Here is a 15,105-nt window from a genome sequence, read left to right on the forward strand (position 1 = left end):
GAACTCAAATGAAAAACAAAATAAAAATTATTTCATTATTCGTGACAGTGAGCCTTTTAAGTGGTTGTCCTAGTAAAAATTCCAATAAAATCGACGAAGATTATTATGTAAAAGATACCAATGCGTTTAATATTTTAATTGGTCAATATGCAAATAATATCGAACAAATATGGGGTCCTAAAGAGGTGCTTATAGCAGGGCCTAAAGATTATGTGCAATATGAGGATAATTTACAAACTCGAGTCCATATTAATTTTGTTTCTGGTGTCATTACTGTTGAGACATTATCCAGTTCTCCACTTGATAATTTAAAAGAAGCCATCGTTTCAACACTATTAATGCCTGAACCTGTTGATATTATACGTAAAGATAAAATCAGTCAGGACTTGTCAAAAGAACCTTTTTTATATAACCAAGTTCTTGACCAAGAACGGCAGCCCATTCGTTGGAGTGCGCGAGCTAATAGCTTTGCTGATTATGTGTTAGCGAATAATTTAAAACAGCGTAAATCAGGTTCTCATTTAATTACTTATGTTGAAATCAAACTTGTGCCTAACCACATTAATCAACGTGCTAAAAAGTTTTTACCACTTGTAACTGAAGCTTCGAATCGTTATTTTATTGATGAACGATTAATTTTAGCAATTATGGAAGTTGAGTCAGCATTTAACCCGTACGCAGTAAGTCGAACCGACGCATTAGGTCTTATGCAAGTTCAGCAACATACAGCAGGTCGTGACATTTTTAAATTAAAAGGTAAGTCAGGCGAACCAAGCCGTAAGTTTTTACTCGATCCTCGTAATAATGTCGATATGGGCACAGCCTATCTATCTCTATTAAAGACTAAATATTTAGCAGGCATTAATAATCCAATTTCTTTAAGATATGCCATGATTACTTCTTATAACGGTGGAGCAGGAAGTGTATTGCGTACGTTTTCTAATGACCGTAACGAAGCCATTAACATTATTAATTCTATGACACCACAGCAAGTTTATCGAAAATTAGTGACTTCGCACGTTTCTCAAGAATCCCGAAATTACTTAATAAAAGTGAGTCGAATTTTAGATAATAAATAAGCGGGTTATAGGGTGATAACGCTTCATTTGCAAAATTAGTAATGAAGCGTAAAGGATATATTTCAAACAATCACAACAAATTTGTAAGAATAGTTCTGAAGTGAATCTATCGATTATTTTAAACGGTATTATAACCGTTATATTTTATAAAAATGTTTATATGGATGCTAAAAAAATAAATTTAATTAATTAGATATTTTAAATTTTGGTGAATAATCTTAGATTAATTATTTATAGTAAAAGTGATTTCTTTAACAAATAATGATTTTTTGTTATAAAATTTTTTAATAAAAAAAACGTGATCTGCTTCAAATTTTGAGTATACTATGGCTCTCATAAAACCCTAGTTTTTTTGAGGATGTTAGTTTGAGTACAGATAAACTCGTGGATTCGTTTTCCCCCGCGCAAATGACCCAGATCGCTGAAGACATCGGCAATTACAAAGTAAATAAACACCCTTGTAGCACGCTTCTTTCTGCCATCATTGCAGGTGTTTTTATTTCCATTGCATTTGTATTTTATATCACTGTGACAACTGGAACGGCTGGTGTTGCTTTTGGTTTAGCAAAATTAGTCGGTGGTATCTGCTTTTCATTAGGATTAATGTTAGTTGTTTGCTGTGGTGCAGATCTTTTTACTTCAACAGTATTAACTATTTTACCTAAAATGACTCACAAAGTGAGTTGGCTAAAAATGCTACGCAATTGGATTTTTGTCTATATTGGTAACTTTATTGGTGCTATACTGTTTGTAGCAGTTATTTGGCTTTCAGGTCAATATATGGTAGCTAATGGATTGTGGGGATTAAACGTTTTACAAACCGCAGATCATAAATTGCACCATACTTTTATTGAAGCAGTATTTTTAGGTTTACTGGCTAATTTAATGGTATGTTTGGCTGCTTGGATGAGTTATGCTGGTCGCAGTTTACTCGACAAGATGTTAGTTATGGTATTACCTGTTGCTATGTTTGTGGCAAGTGGATTTGAACATAGTATCGCAAATATGTTTATGATTCCTATGGGAATTGTAATTAAAAATTTTGCTTCACCGGAATTTTGGTCTGCTGTTGGATTGTCGGCAGATGCATTTAAAGAATTAACTGTTGAGCATTTTATTATAAATAATTTAATCCCGGTAACAATCGGGAATATTTTAGGTGGATTAGCTGTTGCGCTACCTTATTGGGCTTTATATTTACGTAAGCCACATTGATTTTAAAATATTTACCCTCATTTATATGAGCGGTAAATAACTATTTTTGTAAACCTGAGGTGAAAAACTATGAGTAATTTAAACGAAGTACAAGCAGTTGCTTGGAAAGGATTTAAAGATGGTGATTGGCAAAATAATGTTAATGTCCGCGATTTTATTCAAAAGAACTACACGCCATATGAAGGCGATGAGTCTTTCTTAGCTGGTGCAACTGATGCGACAACTAAGTTATGGGATAAAGTAATGGAAGGCATTAAAATTGAAAATGCTACCCATGCCCCTGTGGATTTTGATACAAGTGTTATTTCGACAATTACTGCTCATGACGCAGGTTATATTGAAAAAGATTTAGAAAAAATTGTTGGTTTACAAACTGAAAAACCATTAAAACGTGCGATTATTCCGTTTGGTGGTATTAAAATGATCGAGAACTCATGTAAGGCTTATAACCGTACACTTGATCCTTTAGTTAAAAAAATCTTCACTGAATATCGTAAAACCCATAACCAAGGTGTTTTTGATATCTATACTCCAGATATTTTACGTTGTCGTAAATCAGGCGTTATCACTGGTCTTCCAGATGCTTATGGCCGTGGTCGTATCATTGGGGATTACCGTCGTGTTGCACTTTACGGTATTGACTACTTAATGCAAGATAAATATGCGCAATTCAATTCATTACAAGCTGATTTTGAAAATGGTGTTGACTTAGCTATGACTATGCAACGTCGTGAAGAAATTGCGGAACAACATCGTGCACTTGGTCAAATTAAAGAAATGGCCGCTAAATATGGTTACGATATTTCTGGACCTGCTAAAACTGCTCAAGAAGCGGTACAATGGACTTACTTTGGTTATTTAGCAGCAGTTAAATCACAAAACGGTGCGGCAATGTCTCTTGGTCGTACTTCTACATTCTTTGATATTTACTTCCAACGTGACCTTGAAGCCGGCTTAATCACTGAAAAAGACGCTCAAGAAATTGTTGACCATTTCGTTATGAAATTACGTATGGTTCGTTTCTTACGTACGCCTGAATATGATGAATTATTCTCTGGTGACCCAATTTGGGCAACTGAATCTATCGCTGGTATGGGTGTAGATGGTCGTACTTTAGTGACTAAAACTTCATTCCGTTTCTTAAATACACTTTACACTATGGGTCCATCACCAGAACCAAATATGACAATTCTTTGGTCTGAACAATTACCAAGTGGATTTAAAGAGTTTGCATCAAAAGTATCTATTGATACTTCATCATTACAATATGAAAATGATGACTTAATGCGCCCTGACTTTAACAACGATGACTATGCTATCGCATGTTGTGTAAGTCCAATGATTGTTGGTAAACAAATGCAATTCTTTGGTGCGCGTGCAAACCTTGCTAAAACTCTTCTATACGCAATCAATGGTGGTGTGGATGAGAAACTAAAAATGCAAGTAGGTCCAAAAGAAGCGCCAATTACTGACGAATATCTTGATTTTGATAAAGTTTTTGCTCGTTTAGATCACTTTATGGATTGGTTAGCAAAACAATATGTAACTGCGTTAAATGCTATTCACTATATGCACGACAAATATAGCTATGAAGCATCATTAATGGCATTACACGATCGTGATATTATTCGTACTATGGCATGTGGTATTGCAGGTCTATCTGTTGCTGCTGACTCATTATCTGCGATTAAATATGCGAAAGTTAAAACGATTCGTGATGAAGATGGTCTTGCTGTGGACTTTGAAATTGAAGGTGAATACCCACAATTTGGTAACAATGATCCACGTGTAGATGATATCGCAGTTGATTTAGTTGAACGTTTCATGAAGAAAATTCAAAAACTTAAAACTTATCGTAATGCAATTCCTACACAATCAGTGTTAACTATTACTTCAAACGTTGTATATGGTAAGAAAACTGGTAATACACCTGATGGTCGTCGTGCTGGTGCTCCATTTGGTCCAGGTGCTAACCCAATGCACGGTCGTGACCAAAAAGGTGCGGTTGCTTCATTAACATCTGTTGCTAAACTTCCATTTGCTTATGCGAAAGATGGTATTTCGTATACTTTCTCTATCGTTCCAAATGCGTTAGGTAAAGATGATAGTGCACGTAAACGTAACTTAGCAGGCTTAATGGATGGTTACTTCCACCATGAAGCAACTATTGAAGGTGGTCAACATCTTAATGTGAACGTACTTAACCGTGAAACATTATTAGATGCGATGGATCATCCTGAAAAATATCCACAATTAACTATTCGTGTTTCTGGATATGCAGTGCGTTTCAATTCTTTAACTAAAGAGCAACAAAAAGACGTAATTTCACGTACTTTTACACAATCAATGTAATTTAGTTAATTGATGATTTGCATTAAATAGCGTCCAATTTGGGCGCTATTTTTTTGTCAATTGAATTATTTGCTATCCACTTATAGAAATGTTGCTGTAGGTAAGATAAATTTAATACTTGTTAGTATTTATTTTGTATAATTGCAACTAATAACAGTATATTCAATTAATGTAATTGGTAAAAAATAACATTATATGAGTTAAAATACTTAAATAAATATAAAAGCAATGTGAGTAATTATTAGAGAACATTTATGGAACAAAATATTATTATGACAACAAAACAACCGATTAAAGGTCGTATCCATTCTTTTGAATCTTTCGGTACAGTTGATGGACCGGGAATTCGCTTCATTGTTTTTTTTCAAGGTTGTTTAATGCGTTGCTTATACTGTCATAACCGCGATACTTGGGATTTAAAAGCGGGCAAGGAAGTGACAGTTGATGAGTTAATGAAAGAGATAGTTTCTTATAAAAGCTTTATTATGCCCAATGGTGGTGGGGTTACTGCATCGGGTGGAGAAGCGACATTACAGTCTGAATTTATTACTGAGTGGTTTAAAGCTTGCCATAAAGAGGGCATTAATACTTGTTTAGATACCAATGGTTATGCTAGACAGATCGATCATACTCTAGAAGAGCTAATGGACGTGACTGATCTGGTTATGCTTGATTTGAAACAGTTGAATGATGAGATACATCAAAAGTTGGTCGGTGTATCCAATAAACGTGTATTAGAGTTCGCTAAATATTTACAAAAAATCAATAAGAAAACTTGGATTCGATATGTTGTTGTTCCGGGTTGGACGGATGATGATGACTCAGCACATTTATTAGGTAAATTTATCCAAGGCATGAGTAATATCGAACGAGTAGAGTTATTACCTTATCATAAGCTTGGTGCTTACAAATGGGAAACGTTTGGTGATAAGTATCAATTGGAAGGCGTTGAAGCCCCACCAAGGGAGACACTTGATAGGATTCAATCTATTATAGAAAGCTACGGCCAACCTGTGACATTTAGTAAGTAATATCATCCTTAAATTAAACAGGCACAAGATTTGTGTCTGCTTAATTAGCGAATTCTTTTTCGCTTTATCGCTCTTAGTACAAATATACTTCCTTCCAACGCTAATACACAAACAGATAACCAAATAAATCCATATGAAATAATATGCTGTGATGGGATTGATTCGTGTAAGAATAATAGAGAAACACAAGTTAGTAAAACTGGCTCTACATAGCCGAGCAATCCAAATAAGCCCATAGGTAGTAATCTTCTGGCAACAAAATACATGGCAAAAGCAATAGCGGTAATTATCCCAAGCATAGGGATAAAGATATGAAAATGGGTTAAATCATTAATAATTTGTTGTACGTTATAATTGAAAATAAAATAACTAAGACAACCTAAAAAAATGAAGAAAAAATCTGAAAAGGTCCCTGATATGCCTTCTATTTGTAGTTTTCTTCTTGTCATAAAGTAAATTGGATAACCAAGCGCTATCACTGCTGTTTCCCATGAAAAGGCTCTGGTTGTGTAAATTTCTAAACAGACACCAATAGCAGCAAGAGAGACAGCAATTTTTTGAAAAAATGTTAATGTTTCTCCATAGAAAACTTTGCCAAAAATGACCATTGCTAAGGGTAATAAAAAATATCCCAAAGATGCAGATAAACCATGACCATTAAGCGGTGCCCAAATAAAAATAAGCATTTGGATGGTCAAAAGTAATGAGGATGCTATCAATCCCAAAAGTAATACTGGTCGTTGTTTTATTCGCAAAAATAGATCAGCAATAGCTGACCATTGTTTTTCAAAACAGATAAGAATAATAATTGCAGGAAAAGACGTTAATAATCGCCAGCAAAAAATATCGACAACCGAAAGCGGCTGTAGTAATACTGGATAATAATAAAGTAATCCAAAAAGACATGATGCAAGTATTGAAAGGACAACACCTTTTATCATTTTTTCACCTAAATTAATAAAAAAATAGCGCTATTAGTAGCGCTATCTTAAGCTAAATTGATTTATCTTTAACCAATCACTTCTACGCCATTCATGTAGGGTACTAATACTGATGGTACTTTGATAGAGCCATCAGCCTGTTGATAGTTTTCCATAATCGCAACAAGAGTTCGTCCTACCGCTAATCCAGAACCATTTAAGGTATGAACTAGGTAAGTTTTATTATCTGCTTTATTGCGATAACGTGCTTGCATTCGACGAGCTTGGAAATCCCACATATTTGAACAAGACGAAATTTCGCGATAAGTATTTTGAGCTGGCACCCATACTTCAAGATCGTAGGTTTTACATGAGCCAAAGCCCATATCACCGGTACATAATACGATTTTTCGATAAGGTAGCTCAAGTAGCTGTAATACCTTTTCAGCATGCCCAGTTAGCTCTTCTAATGCTTTCATGGACTCTTCAGGTTTGACAATCTGAACAAGCTCCACTTTATCAAATTGATGCATTCGAATTAAACCACGGGTATCTTTACCATAAGAACCCGCTTCAGAGCGGAAACAAGGCGTATGAGCCGTCATTTTTAATGGTAATACACTTTCATCTAGAATTTCATCTCGCACTAAATTAGTAACGGGTACTTCTGCTGTAGGGATTAGTGCATAATTACTGCTTTCGGCCTCTTCATCAAGTGGTTTAGTGTGAAATAGGTCACCTGCGAATTTTGGTAATTGCCCGGTACCAAATAGGGTAGCTTTATTGACGAGGTATGGCACATAGATTTCTTCATAACCATGTTGCTCGGTATGGAGATCTAGCATAAATTGCGTTATCGCTCGATGTAAACGTGCAATTTGTGATTTCATAACAACAAAACGTGCACCGGTAAGTTTTACACCAGCAGCAAAATCAAGCCCACCAAAACGTTCACCTAAAGCAACATGATCAAGTACCGGAAAATCGAATGTTCTTGGTGTACCAAAACGGGATACTTCGACATTGTCATTTTCATCTTTGCCATCAGGAACGGAATCATCAGGAATATTTGGAATATTTGATGCAATATCTTTGATTTGGTTAAGTAGGATTTCAAGCTCTGCTTTTGCGGTATTGAGCTTTTCACCAAGTTTATTGACTTCTTCACGTACAGCCGTGATATCTTCGCCACGAGCTTTTGCTTCACCAATCGCTTTAGAGCGGGCGTTACGTTCAGCCTGTAAGTTTTCAGTTTCAACTTGTAAAACTTTTCGTTTTTCTTCTAGTTGACTTAGTGTTTCAACATCTAATTTAAATCCGCGTCGAGATAATTTTTTGGCAACAAGATCTAATTCATTTCGAAGTAAGTTTGGATCCAACATAAAAAAAGTCCATTATTATTTATTAAAGCTATCTATCTACTTGAACCGTTATTTTAATCTAGCTAACAACATATATAAATAAAAAAGTAGATTGATAAAAGATATAAAGTTTGTGAGCTTAGTATACTAGAATTATGCCGGGATTCAACCGAAATGGCGCACCCGAAGGGATTCGAACCCCTGACCGCTCGGTTCGAAGCCGAGTGCTCTATCCAGCTGAGCTACGGATGCTTGTAAGTTCGTAAAAAAATGGTGCATCCGAAGGGATTCGAACCCCTGACCGCCCGGTTCGTAGCCGGGTACTCTATCCAGCTGAGCTACGGATGCGTTTTAGAATTTTTTTAAAATGGTGCATCCGAAGGGATTCGAACCCCTGACCGCCCGGTTCGTAGCCGGGTACTCTATCCAGCTGAGCTACGGATGCATATTTTAAATTTTTAAAAATGGCGGTGAGAGAGGGATTCGAACCCTCGATGCAGCTTTTGACCGCATACTCCCTTAGCAGGGGAGCGCCTTCAGCCTCTCGGCCATCTCACCAAAACAACTGTGATTTGGTTTCAACAACAAAATCACAATGTGTGGCGCACATATTACGTTCTAGAAAAAATAAGTCAAACATTTTTTCGTTTGTGCGCACTAGTTGTTTATTTCCTGCCCAATATTACTCTTTGGGCTCAGATATCTCATCAATTTTGTCTTGCGAATGATGGATTCTGTTATATATTTCTTCTCTATGGATAGAAACTTCTTTAGGTGCATTGATACCAATTCTGACTTGGTTACCTTTGACGCCTAAAATAGTAATGACTACATCGTCACCAATAATTAATGTTTCACCTACTCTCCTAGTTAAAATTAACATTAGATCTCCTAATATCAGTTAAGTATATATCCAAACAATTTTAAGATATAGCTTCGTCAGCCTTCCATCGGTGAGACAGAAAGACGGAATTTTACAGAATACACTCTAATGTTTAATTAATATTCATTTGAGCATATCTGGCTAACTTGCTTGTAATTTATTACTGATTTCCTTTTTTACAGAAGATAAAGCTTCTGGTAACGCCGAAAGATCCATTCCACCTGCTTGAGCGAAATCAGGCCGCCCACCGCCCTTACCACCTACTTTTAATGCTAATTGAGAAACTAATTCGCCAGCTTTAACAATGCCTAATAAGTCATTAGTTACGCCAGCTGCTAAATTGATTTTGCCATCATTGACAGCAGCTAAAACTATGACGCCTGTTTTTAATTGATTTTTAAGATCATCAATCATTGTGCGCAACAGCTTAGCTTCGACGTTATCAAGTTTAGCAATTAGTAAGTTTTTATTATTGATTTTTTCACATTGATTTAACAATTGTTGACTTTCTTGGCTAGCTTTTTCAGCCTTCAATTGCTCAATGGTTTTTTCTAACACTTTAGTTTGATCAATTAATTGTTCAACTCGTGTTAAAATTGTCGATTTGTCACTTTTTATAAGTAATCCAATTTGATTTAACAAATTAGCTTCATGATGGATGTATTCCATCGCATTTTGCCCAGATGTTGCCTCAATTCTGCGAACACCAGAAGCGATGCTTGACTCAGAAGTGATTTTAAATAAACCTATATCACCGGTTCTACTAACGTGAGTACCACCACAAAGTTCAATTGAAAAATCACCCATAGTTAATACGCGTACAATTTCTTCGTATTTTTCGCCGAATAATGCCATTGCACCTTTGCTTTTTGCTTGATCAATAGGCATTAATTCTATCTCAACTGGCAAGTTACGTCGTATCTGTTGGTTAACCAGATTTTCGATTTCAATCAGTTGCTCGGATGTAATTGCTTGATTGTGCGAAAAGTCAAAGCGTAAGTAACTATCATTAACCAAGGAACCTTTTTGATGAACATGCTTACCTAATATTTGTTGTAATGCTGCTTGCAATAAATGGGTCGCTGAGTGGTTACGACGAATACGTTCTCTTAGTTCAACATCAATAGCTGCTGTTACTGTATCACCAACTTTTAGTGATCCTTTAGTAATATTGCCTATATGTCCAATACTTTTACCGTATTTTTGGCAATCGATAACTTTAAATTCAACGTTTGCAGCAGTTAACACGCCTTTATCGCCGATTTGTCCGCCTGACTCGCCATAAAAAGGTGTTTTATCTAGTACAATGATGGCTTCATCACCAGCATTAATACTTTCGACTTTATGGCCACCTTGGAAAATGGCAATCACTTTGCCTGAAGCTTCAGTTTCCTGATAACCTAAAAATTCGGTTTTATCATCGAGTTTAATAACATTACTGTAATCGACACTAAATGCACTAGATTCACGAGCTCGCTTGCGTTGCTCTTCCATACATTTATTAAAACCATCTTCATCAATTGTGATGTTTTTTTCTCGGCATACATCGGCTGTTAAATCCAATGGAAAGCCATATGTATCATAAAGTTTAAATGCAATATCACCGGGCAACACAGAACCAGTTATTTTACCTAATTCTTGATCGAGTAAAAATAATCCACGTTCAAGGGTTTTTAGAAATTGTTCTTCTTCGGTTTTAAGGGTATTTTCAACCATTTTTTGATTATGCGCTAATTCTGTTGCAGCGCTGCCCATCACCTCAATTAATGGTTTAACTAGTTTGTAAAAGAAAATATCTTTTGCACCAAGCATATGGCCATGTCGTACTGCTCGTCGAATAATACGACGCAATACATAGCCTCGACCTTCATTAGAAGGCATTACGCCATCTGAAATTAGAAAAGCACAAGAACGAATATGGTCCGCTATAACACGTAATGATTTACTTTCTAAGTCTTTAGTTTGAATGATTTGAGCCGTATCTTTAATGAGTTTTTTGAACAAATCAATTTCATAGTTAGAGTTAACATGTTGCAAAACTGCTGCAATTCGTTCTAATCCCATACCGGTATCGACAGACGGTTTAGGTAAAGGTTCCATAGTACCATCAGGATGGCGATTAAATTGCATAAATACAATGTTCCAGATTTCAATGAATCGGTCACCGTCTTCTTCAGCACTACCTGGAGGTCCTCCCCAAATATGATCGCCATGATCGTAAAATATTTCAGTACAAGGTCCACAAGGTCCTGTATCACCCATTTGCCAAAAATTATCTGAAGCATAAGGCGCGCCCTTGTTATCACCTATGCGTATAATACGTTCTTTAGGTATACCAATTTCGTTTTGCCAAATAGAGTAGGCTTCATCATCAGTTTCATAAACAGTGACAGTTAATTTTTCTTTAGGAAGATTAAACCATTCTTTACTGGTTAATAACTCCCAAGCAAAATGAATCGCATCATGTTTGAAATAATCACCAAAACTAAAGTTACCTAACATTTCGAAAAATGTATGATGACGAGCAGTATAACCTACATTATCAAGGTCATTATGTTTTCCACCAGCTCGTACACACCGCTGTGCGGTAGTTGCTCGAGTGTAGGAACGCTTATCTATTCCAAGAAATACATCTTTAAATTGATTCATTCCTGCATTAGTAAACAAAAGAGTTGGATCATTATGTGGAACAAGGGAACTACTTGCGACAATTTCGTGTCCTTTGCTATGGAAAAAGTCAAGAAAATTTTGACGAATTTCTGCAGTGCTTTTCATTTAGGCTTCCATATTAAACGATAGATTTTTAAACATAGTAATATACCCGTTACAACTAAAGTTGAAAAGTAAATATTCTTTATACTGCGGTGAATCTAACTAATATAACAAGTAAATATAAGGAAAAATAAAAATGATATAGTGAGCTTTCTTTGTAATGGGCTGTGTTTAATTTAACTGTATTATATTCTAGGTATTATACAAACTTAAGTCAATAAATTACATGCGGTTTTAATATTATCTTGGCTATAGCCTCTAGCGGTTAAAAATTGAATTACTTTCTGTTTTTGGCGATAATCTTTTTTAATATCAATGAGTTTAAACTTTTTTAATAATTGTTGATGAGCAATTTCACTCCAATTAATGTCTGTTATTTGTAATAGTTCACGGCTTAAATCGACGTCCAGACCACGCTGTTTTAACTCTAATGCAATTTTATATTGACCATAACCTTTATTGGCGCGTATAGCAATATATTTTTCGATATATTGTCTGTCATTCATCCAATTGTGATCGATACAATATTGAATAACATCAGCGGTTTCAATTTTTAATTGATTTAACTGTTCATGATATTCATCTTCTGAGCATTGTATTTTTTTAGCAAAAAATTGCACTATTTTATTTTGTAATTCATAAGATGAATGATCGCGCTGTGCAAGTAATTGCACAGCTTTATTTAAAATTAATTTATTAAGTTTTTTACTCATGACTAAAAGTTGTTGTCTTCTTCTGATACAACTTCGTCATCATCAGCAGAGAAAACAGCAGGGCTGTTTAGCAGTAAATCTCGTAATTTGGTTTCAAGTTCTTGGGCGATTTCAGGATGCTCTTGTAAAAACTTGATAGAGTTAGCTTTACCTTGACCAACTTTTTCACCATTGTAACTGTACCATGCACCAGCTTTATCAACGAGCTTATGTTTTACACCTAAATCAATTAATTCACCTTCTTTAGAGATACCACATCCATAAAGGATTTGGAATTCTGCTTGTCTAAATGGTGCTGCAACTTTGTTTTTGACCACTTTAACACGTGTGTCACTACCAATAACATCTTCACCTTCTTTAACAGCTCCAGTACGCCTTATATCTAAACGAACAGATGCATAGAATTTAAGTGCATTACCACCAGTTGTTGTTTCTGGATTACCAAACATAACACCAATTTTCATACGAATTTGGTTAATAAATACTACTAAGCAATTAGCATTTTTAATGTTAGCAGTTAATTTACGTAATGCTTGTGACATTAAGCGGGCTTGTAATCCCATATGAGAGTCGCCCATTTCACCTTCGATCTCTGCTTTTGGTGTCAGAGCAGCAACGGAGTCGACGATAATGACATCTACAGCACCAGAACGCACTAATGCATCACAAATTTCAAGTGCTTGTTCACCTGTATCGGGTTGTGAAACTAATAAATCATCAACTTGTACACCTAATTTTGCTGCATAAATTGGATCTAAAGCATGCTCAGCATCGATGAAAGCACAAGTTTTACCTTCTTTTTGTGCTTGCGCAATAACAGATAAAGTTAATGTAGTTTTTCCTGATGATTCTGGTCCAAAGATTTCGACAATTCTACCCATTGGTAGTCCGCCAATACCTAATGCGATATCAAGCCCTAATGAACCAGTTGAAACCGCGTCAACATCTAACGTTTGGGTATCCCCTAAACGCATAATTGAACCTTTACCAAATTGTTTTTCTATTTGACTTAATGCTGCTGAAAGTGCACGTTGTTTGTTTTCGTTCATATTATAAAATTCCGATTAGTAAGGATATTGATGTACATTATACTGTATTGTTATACAGTATCAAGTTTTTTTTATGTTTAATAAGTATTTAATTAACAGTAGCAACTAGTTGATAATATTTTACTTATTTGTAATGAAATAATAGCGTTAAGTTTGAGTTTAAAGATACTTGTATTTTAACTTTTATCCAATATAGCTTTCTCATTTTTATAGGGTTAAATTGCGTTTGTGCGTTGCAGGTAGATTAAATTTTATAATCAAATTGTAGCAATTTGCTTAGGTAATACTTTCATAAAAAAAAACCATTTGTTATTATTAGCAGCGAAATATCTTAACCATTATATGTAGTGTGTTGAAGTAATTATTCCCAATAGTCGTTTTCGAATTAATGAATCAATTTTTTAATGAAATATAATGTTAACTAGAAAAAACTCTATAAATTAGGGCTATTATTTATTGTAATAAGGAAAATAATGACCATTGCTCAACCTCATTACGTATTATGTTCAAATTGTGATTTACTCACTGAACTTTCACAGGTCACATCCGGGCACAAAGCTGTATGTCCTCGCTGCAATACAACGTTGGCAAAAAAAAATATTAATATGAAGTTTAGAGCAACGATGTATGCTATTTGTTCTTTAATTATGATTGCCGTTGCTTGCAGATTTATTTTTATTGATATACGCTTAGTAGGCAATTTTAATGGTGTGAGTATTTTAGATATTCCTAGTATTATGTTCTTTGACAAGTACAGTTATCTATCTGCATTATTTATTGTATTTGTTTTAGCTTTTCCTATTTTTAATCTTGCTATTATCACTGTCCTTTGTTCTAAATTGTCATTGTCAAAATATCGAAAAAGAGATCTATTAATTGTTTATGAAAAATTACAACATTGGTGTATGCCTGAAATATTTTTAACCGGTATTTTGGTGAGCTTTGTTAAGTTAATGAGTTACGGTAGCATTGGTGTAACTGAAACTTTTTGGGCCTTTTGTTTGTTTGTCTTTTTTTATATAAAAGCTGATGTGATTTTTTCTCCAGAAACGATTTGGAACGAAATCCATAATAATAATTTTGCTAATGATGAATTAAAAGTAGGTAAGACAGGAATTTGTCAGCATTTAAAACTGTGTCATTATTGTGAGGCGATTTTACCTGAACATTATGTCAAATGTCCTCGTTGTAAACAAAAAAGCCAAACAAGAAATAGAAATAAAATACAATGGACTATTGCTTTATTAGTGACATCGTTAATTATCTATATTCCAGCTAATTTGTTTGGAATTATGATAACAGTTGTTTTTGGTTCGCCATCAAGTTCAACTATTCTCGATGGCGTTATTTATATGTGGCAAGCAGGTGATATACCGGTTGCATTAGTCATTTTTATCGCCAGTGTAGTTATTCCGATTTTGAAAATTATTTCGCTTAGCTGGCTTTGTTATTTTGCTTTAGCAGCCAAGAAAAAACATCGACATAATTGTCTAAAAATGAAGAAACTATATACCGCTGTTGAATTTATTGGTAAATGGTCAATGATTGATATTTTTGTGGTATCGGTTGTCTGTTCTTTGGTTAGAAATCAGCAAATGATGGGCGTTTACCCCGACATCGGCGTAATATTTTTTGCAACAGTGGTGATTATTACAATGATTGCATCACAAAATTTTGATCCTCGATTAATTTGGGATCGTACAACGAATAAAAAAATAGAATAATAGGAA

11 protein-coding genes and 4 tRNA genes are annotated in these 15,105 nt (G+C 34.9%); 5 read left to right on the forward strand and 10 right to left on the reverse strand.

All coding sequences use genetic code 11. The features are described from left to right. Positions 1 to 8: 8 nt before the first annotated feature. The 4 genes from mltC to pflA all read left to right on the forward strand — a co-directional run bounded on the left by mltC (position 9) and on the right by pflA (position 5,677). The gene (gene mltC, locus A9G03_RS03590; RefSeq protein ID WP_065633851.1) at positions 9 to 1,079 is read left to right on the forward strand and encodes a membrane-bound lytic murein transglycosylase MltC; all 1,071 of its coding nucleotides are present in this window, start codon (positions 9 to 11) and stop codon (positions 1,077 to 1,079) included. A 366-nt stretch (positions 1,080 to 1,445) separates the two neighbouring features. Further along, positions 1,446 to 2,294, forward strand: coding sequence for a formate transporter FocA (gene focA, locus A9G03_RS03595; RefSeq protein ID WP_081297488.1), 849 nt, complete (start codon positions 1,446 to 1,448; stop codon positions 2,292 to 2,294). A 69-nt stretch (positions 2,295 to 2,363) separates the two neighbouring features. Continuing rightward, a complete protein-coding gene (pflB, locus tag A9G03_RS03600) occupies positions 2,364 to 4,646 on the forward strand; it encodes a formate C-acetyltransferase (RefSeq protein WP_065633850.1) in 2,283 nt (760 codons plus the stop codon). 254 nt (positions 4,647 to 4,900) lie between these two features. Then, positions 4,901 to 5,677, forward strand: a complete 777-nt coding sequence (gene pflA / locus A9G03_RS03605; RefSeq protein ID WP_218056844.1) for a pyruvate formate lyase 1-activating protein — start codon at positions 4,901 to 4,903, stop codon at positions 5,675 to 5,677. A gap of 44 nt (positions 5,678 to 5,721) precedes the next feature. On the opposite strand, the gene rarD is transcribed toward pflA, so the two are convergent. The 10 genes from rarD to recA form a co-directional block, all read right to left on the reverse strand. After that, positions 5,722 to 6,618, reverse strand: coding sequence for an EamA family transporter RarD (gene rarD / locus A9G03_RS03610; protein ID WP_065798427.1), 897 nt, complete (start codon positions 6,616 to 6,618; stop codon positions 5,722 to 5,724). 68 nt (positions 6,619 to 6,686) lie between these two features. Then, complete coding sequence (gene serS / locus A9G03_RS03615) at positions 6,687 to 7,979, reverse strand: serine--tRNA ligase (RefSeq protein WP_065633848.1); 1,293 nt, start codon at positions 7,977 to 7,979, stop codon at positions 6,687 to 6,689. A 154-nt stretch (positions 7,980 to 8,133) separates the two neighbouring features. Next, positions 8,134 to 8,210, reverse strand: a tRNA-Arg gene (locus A9G03_RS03620). A gap of 19 nt (positions 8,211 to 8,229) precedes the next feature. After that, positions 8,230 to 8,306, reverse strand: a tRNA-Arg gene (locus tag A9G03_RS03625). A 20-nt stretch (positions 8,307 to 8,326) separates the two neighbouring features. Then, positions 8,327 to 8,403, reverse strand: a tRNA-Arg gene (locus A9G03_RS03630). A gap of 20 nt (positions 8,404 to 8,423) precedes the next feature. Next, positions 8,424 to 8,516, reverse strand: a tRNA-Ser gene (locus A9G03_RS03635). Positions 8,517 to 8,640: 124 nt separating this feature from the next. Next, on the reverse strand, positions 8,641 to 8,841 hold the full coding sequence (csrA, locus tag A9G03_RS03640; RefSeq protein ID WP_065633847.1) for a carbon storage regulator CsrA: 201 nt from the start codon (positions 8,839 to 8,841) through the stop codon (positions 8,641 to 8,643). A gap of 141 nt (positions 8,842 to 8,982) precedes the next feature. After that, complete coding sequence (gene alaS, locus A9G03_RS03645; protein ID WP_065798428.1) at positions 8,983 to 11,616, reverse strand: alanine--tRNA ligase; 2,634 nt, start codon at positions 11,614 to 11,616, stop codon at positions 8,983 to 8,985. 206 nt (positions 11,617 to 11,822) lie between these two features. Next, positions 11,823 to 12,326: a regulatory protein RecX gene (locus A9G03_RS03650; protein WP_065798429.1), complete on the reverse strand. Its 504-nt coding sequence runs from the start codon at positions 12,324 to 12,326 to the stop codon at positions 11,823 to 11,825. Between the two features lie 2 nt (positions 12,327 to 12,328). Then, positions 12,329 to 13,375: a recombinase RecA gene (recA, locus tag A9G03_RS03655; protein WP_065798430.1), complete on the reverse strand. Its 1,047-nt coding sequence runs from the start codon at positions 13,373 to 13,375 to the stop codon at positions 12,329 to 12,331. A gap of 473 nt (positions 13,376 to 13,848) precedes the next feature. Between recA and A9G03_RS03660 the strand changes: the two genes are divergently transcribed. After that, positions 13,849 to 15,099, forward strand: a complete 1,251-nt coding sequence (locus tag A9G03_RS03660; RefSeq protein ID WP_065633843.1) for a PqiA/YebS family transporter subunit — start codon at positions 13,849 to 13,851, stop codon at positions 15,097 to 15,099. Positions 15,100 to 15,105: the final 6 nt, after the last annotated feature.

It is taken from the genome of Gilliamella sp. wkB171 (assembly GCF_001693755.1).
Lineage (GTDB): Bacteria > Pseudomonadota > Gammaproteobacteria > Enterobacterales > Orbaceae > Gilliamella > Gilliamella apicola_F.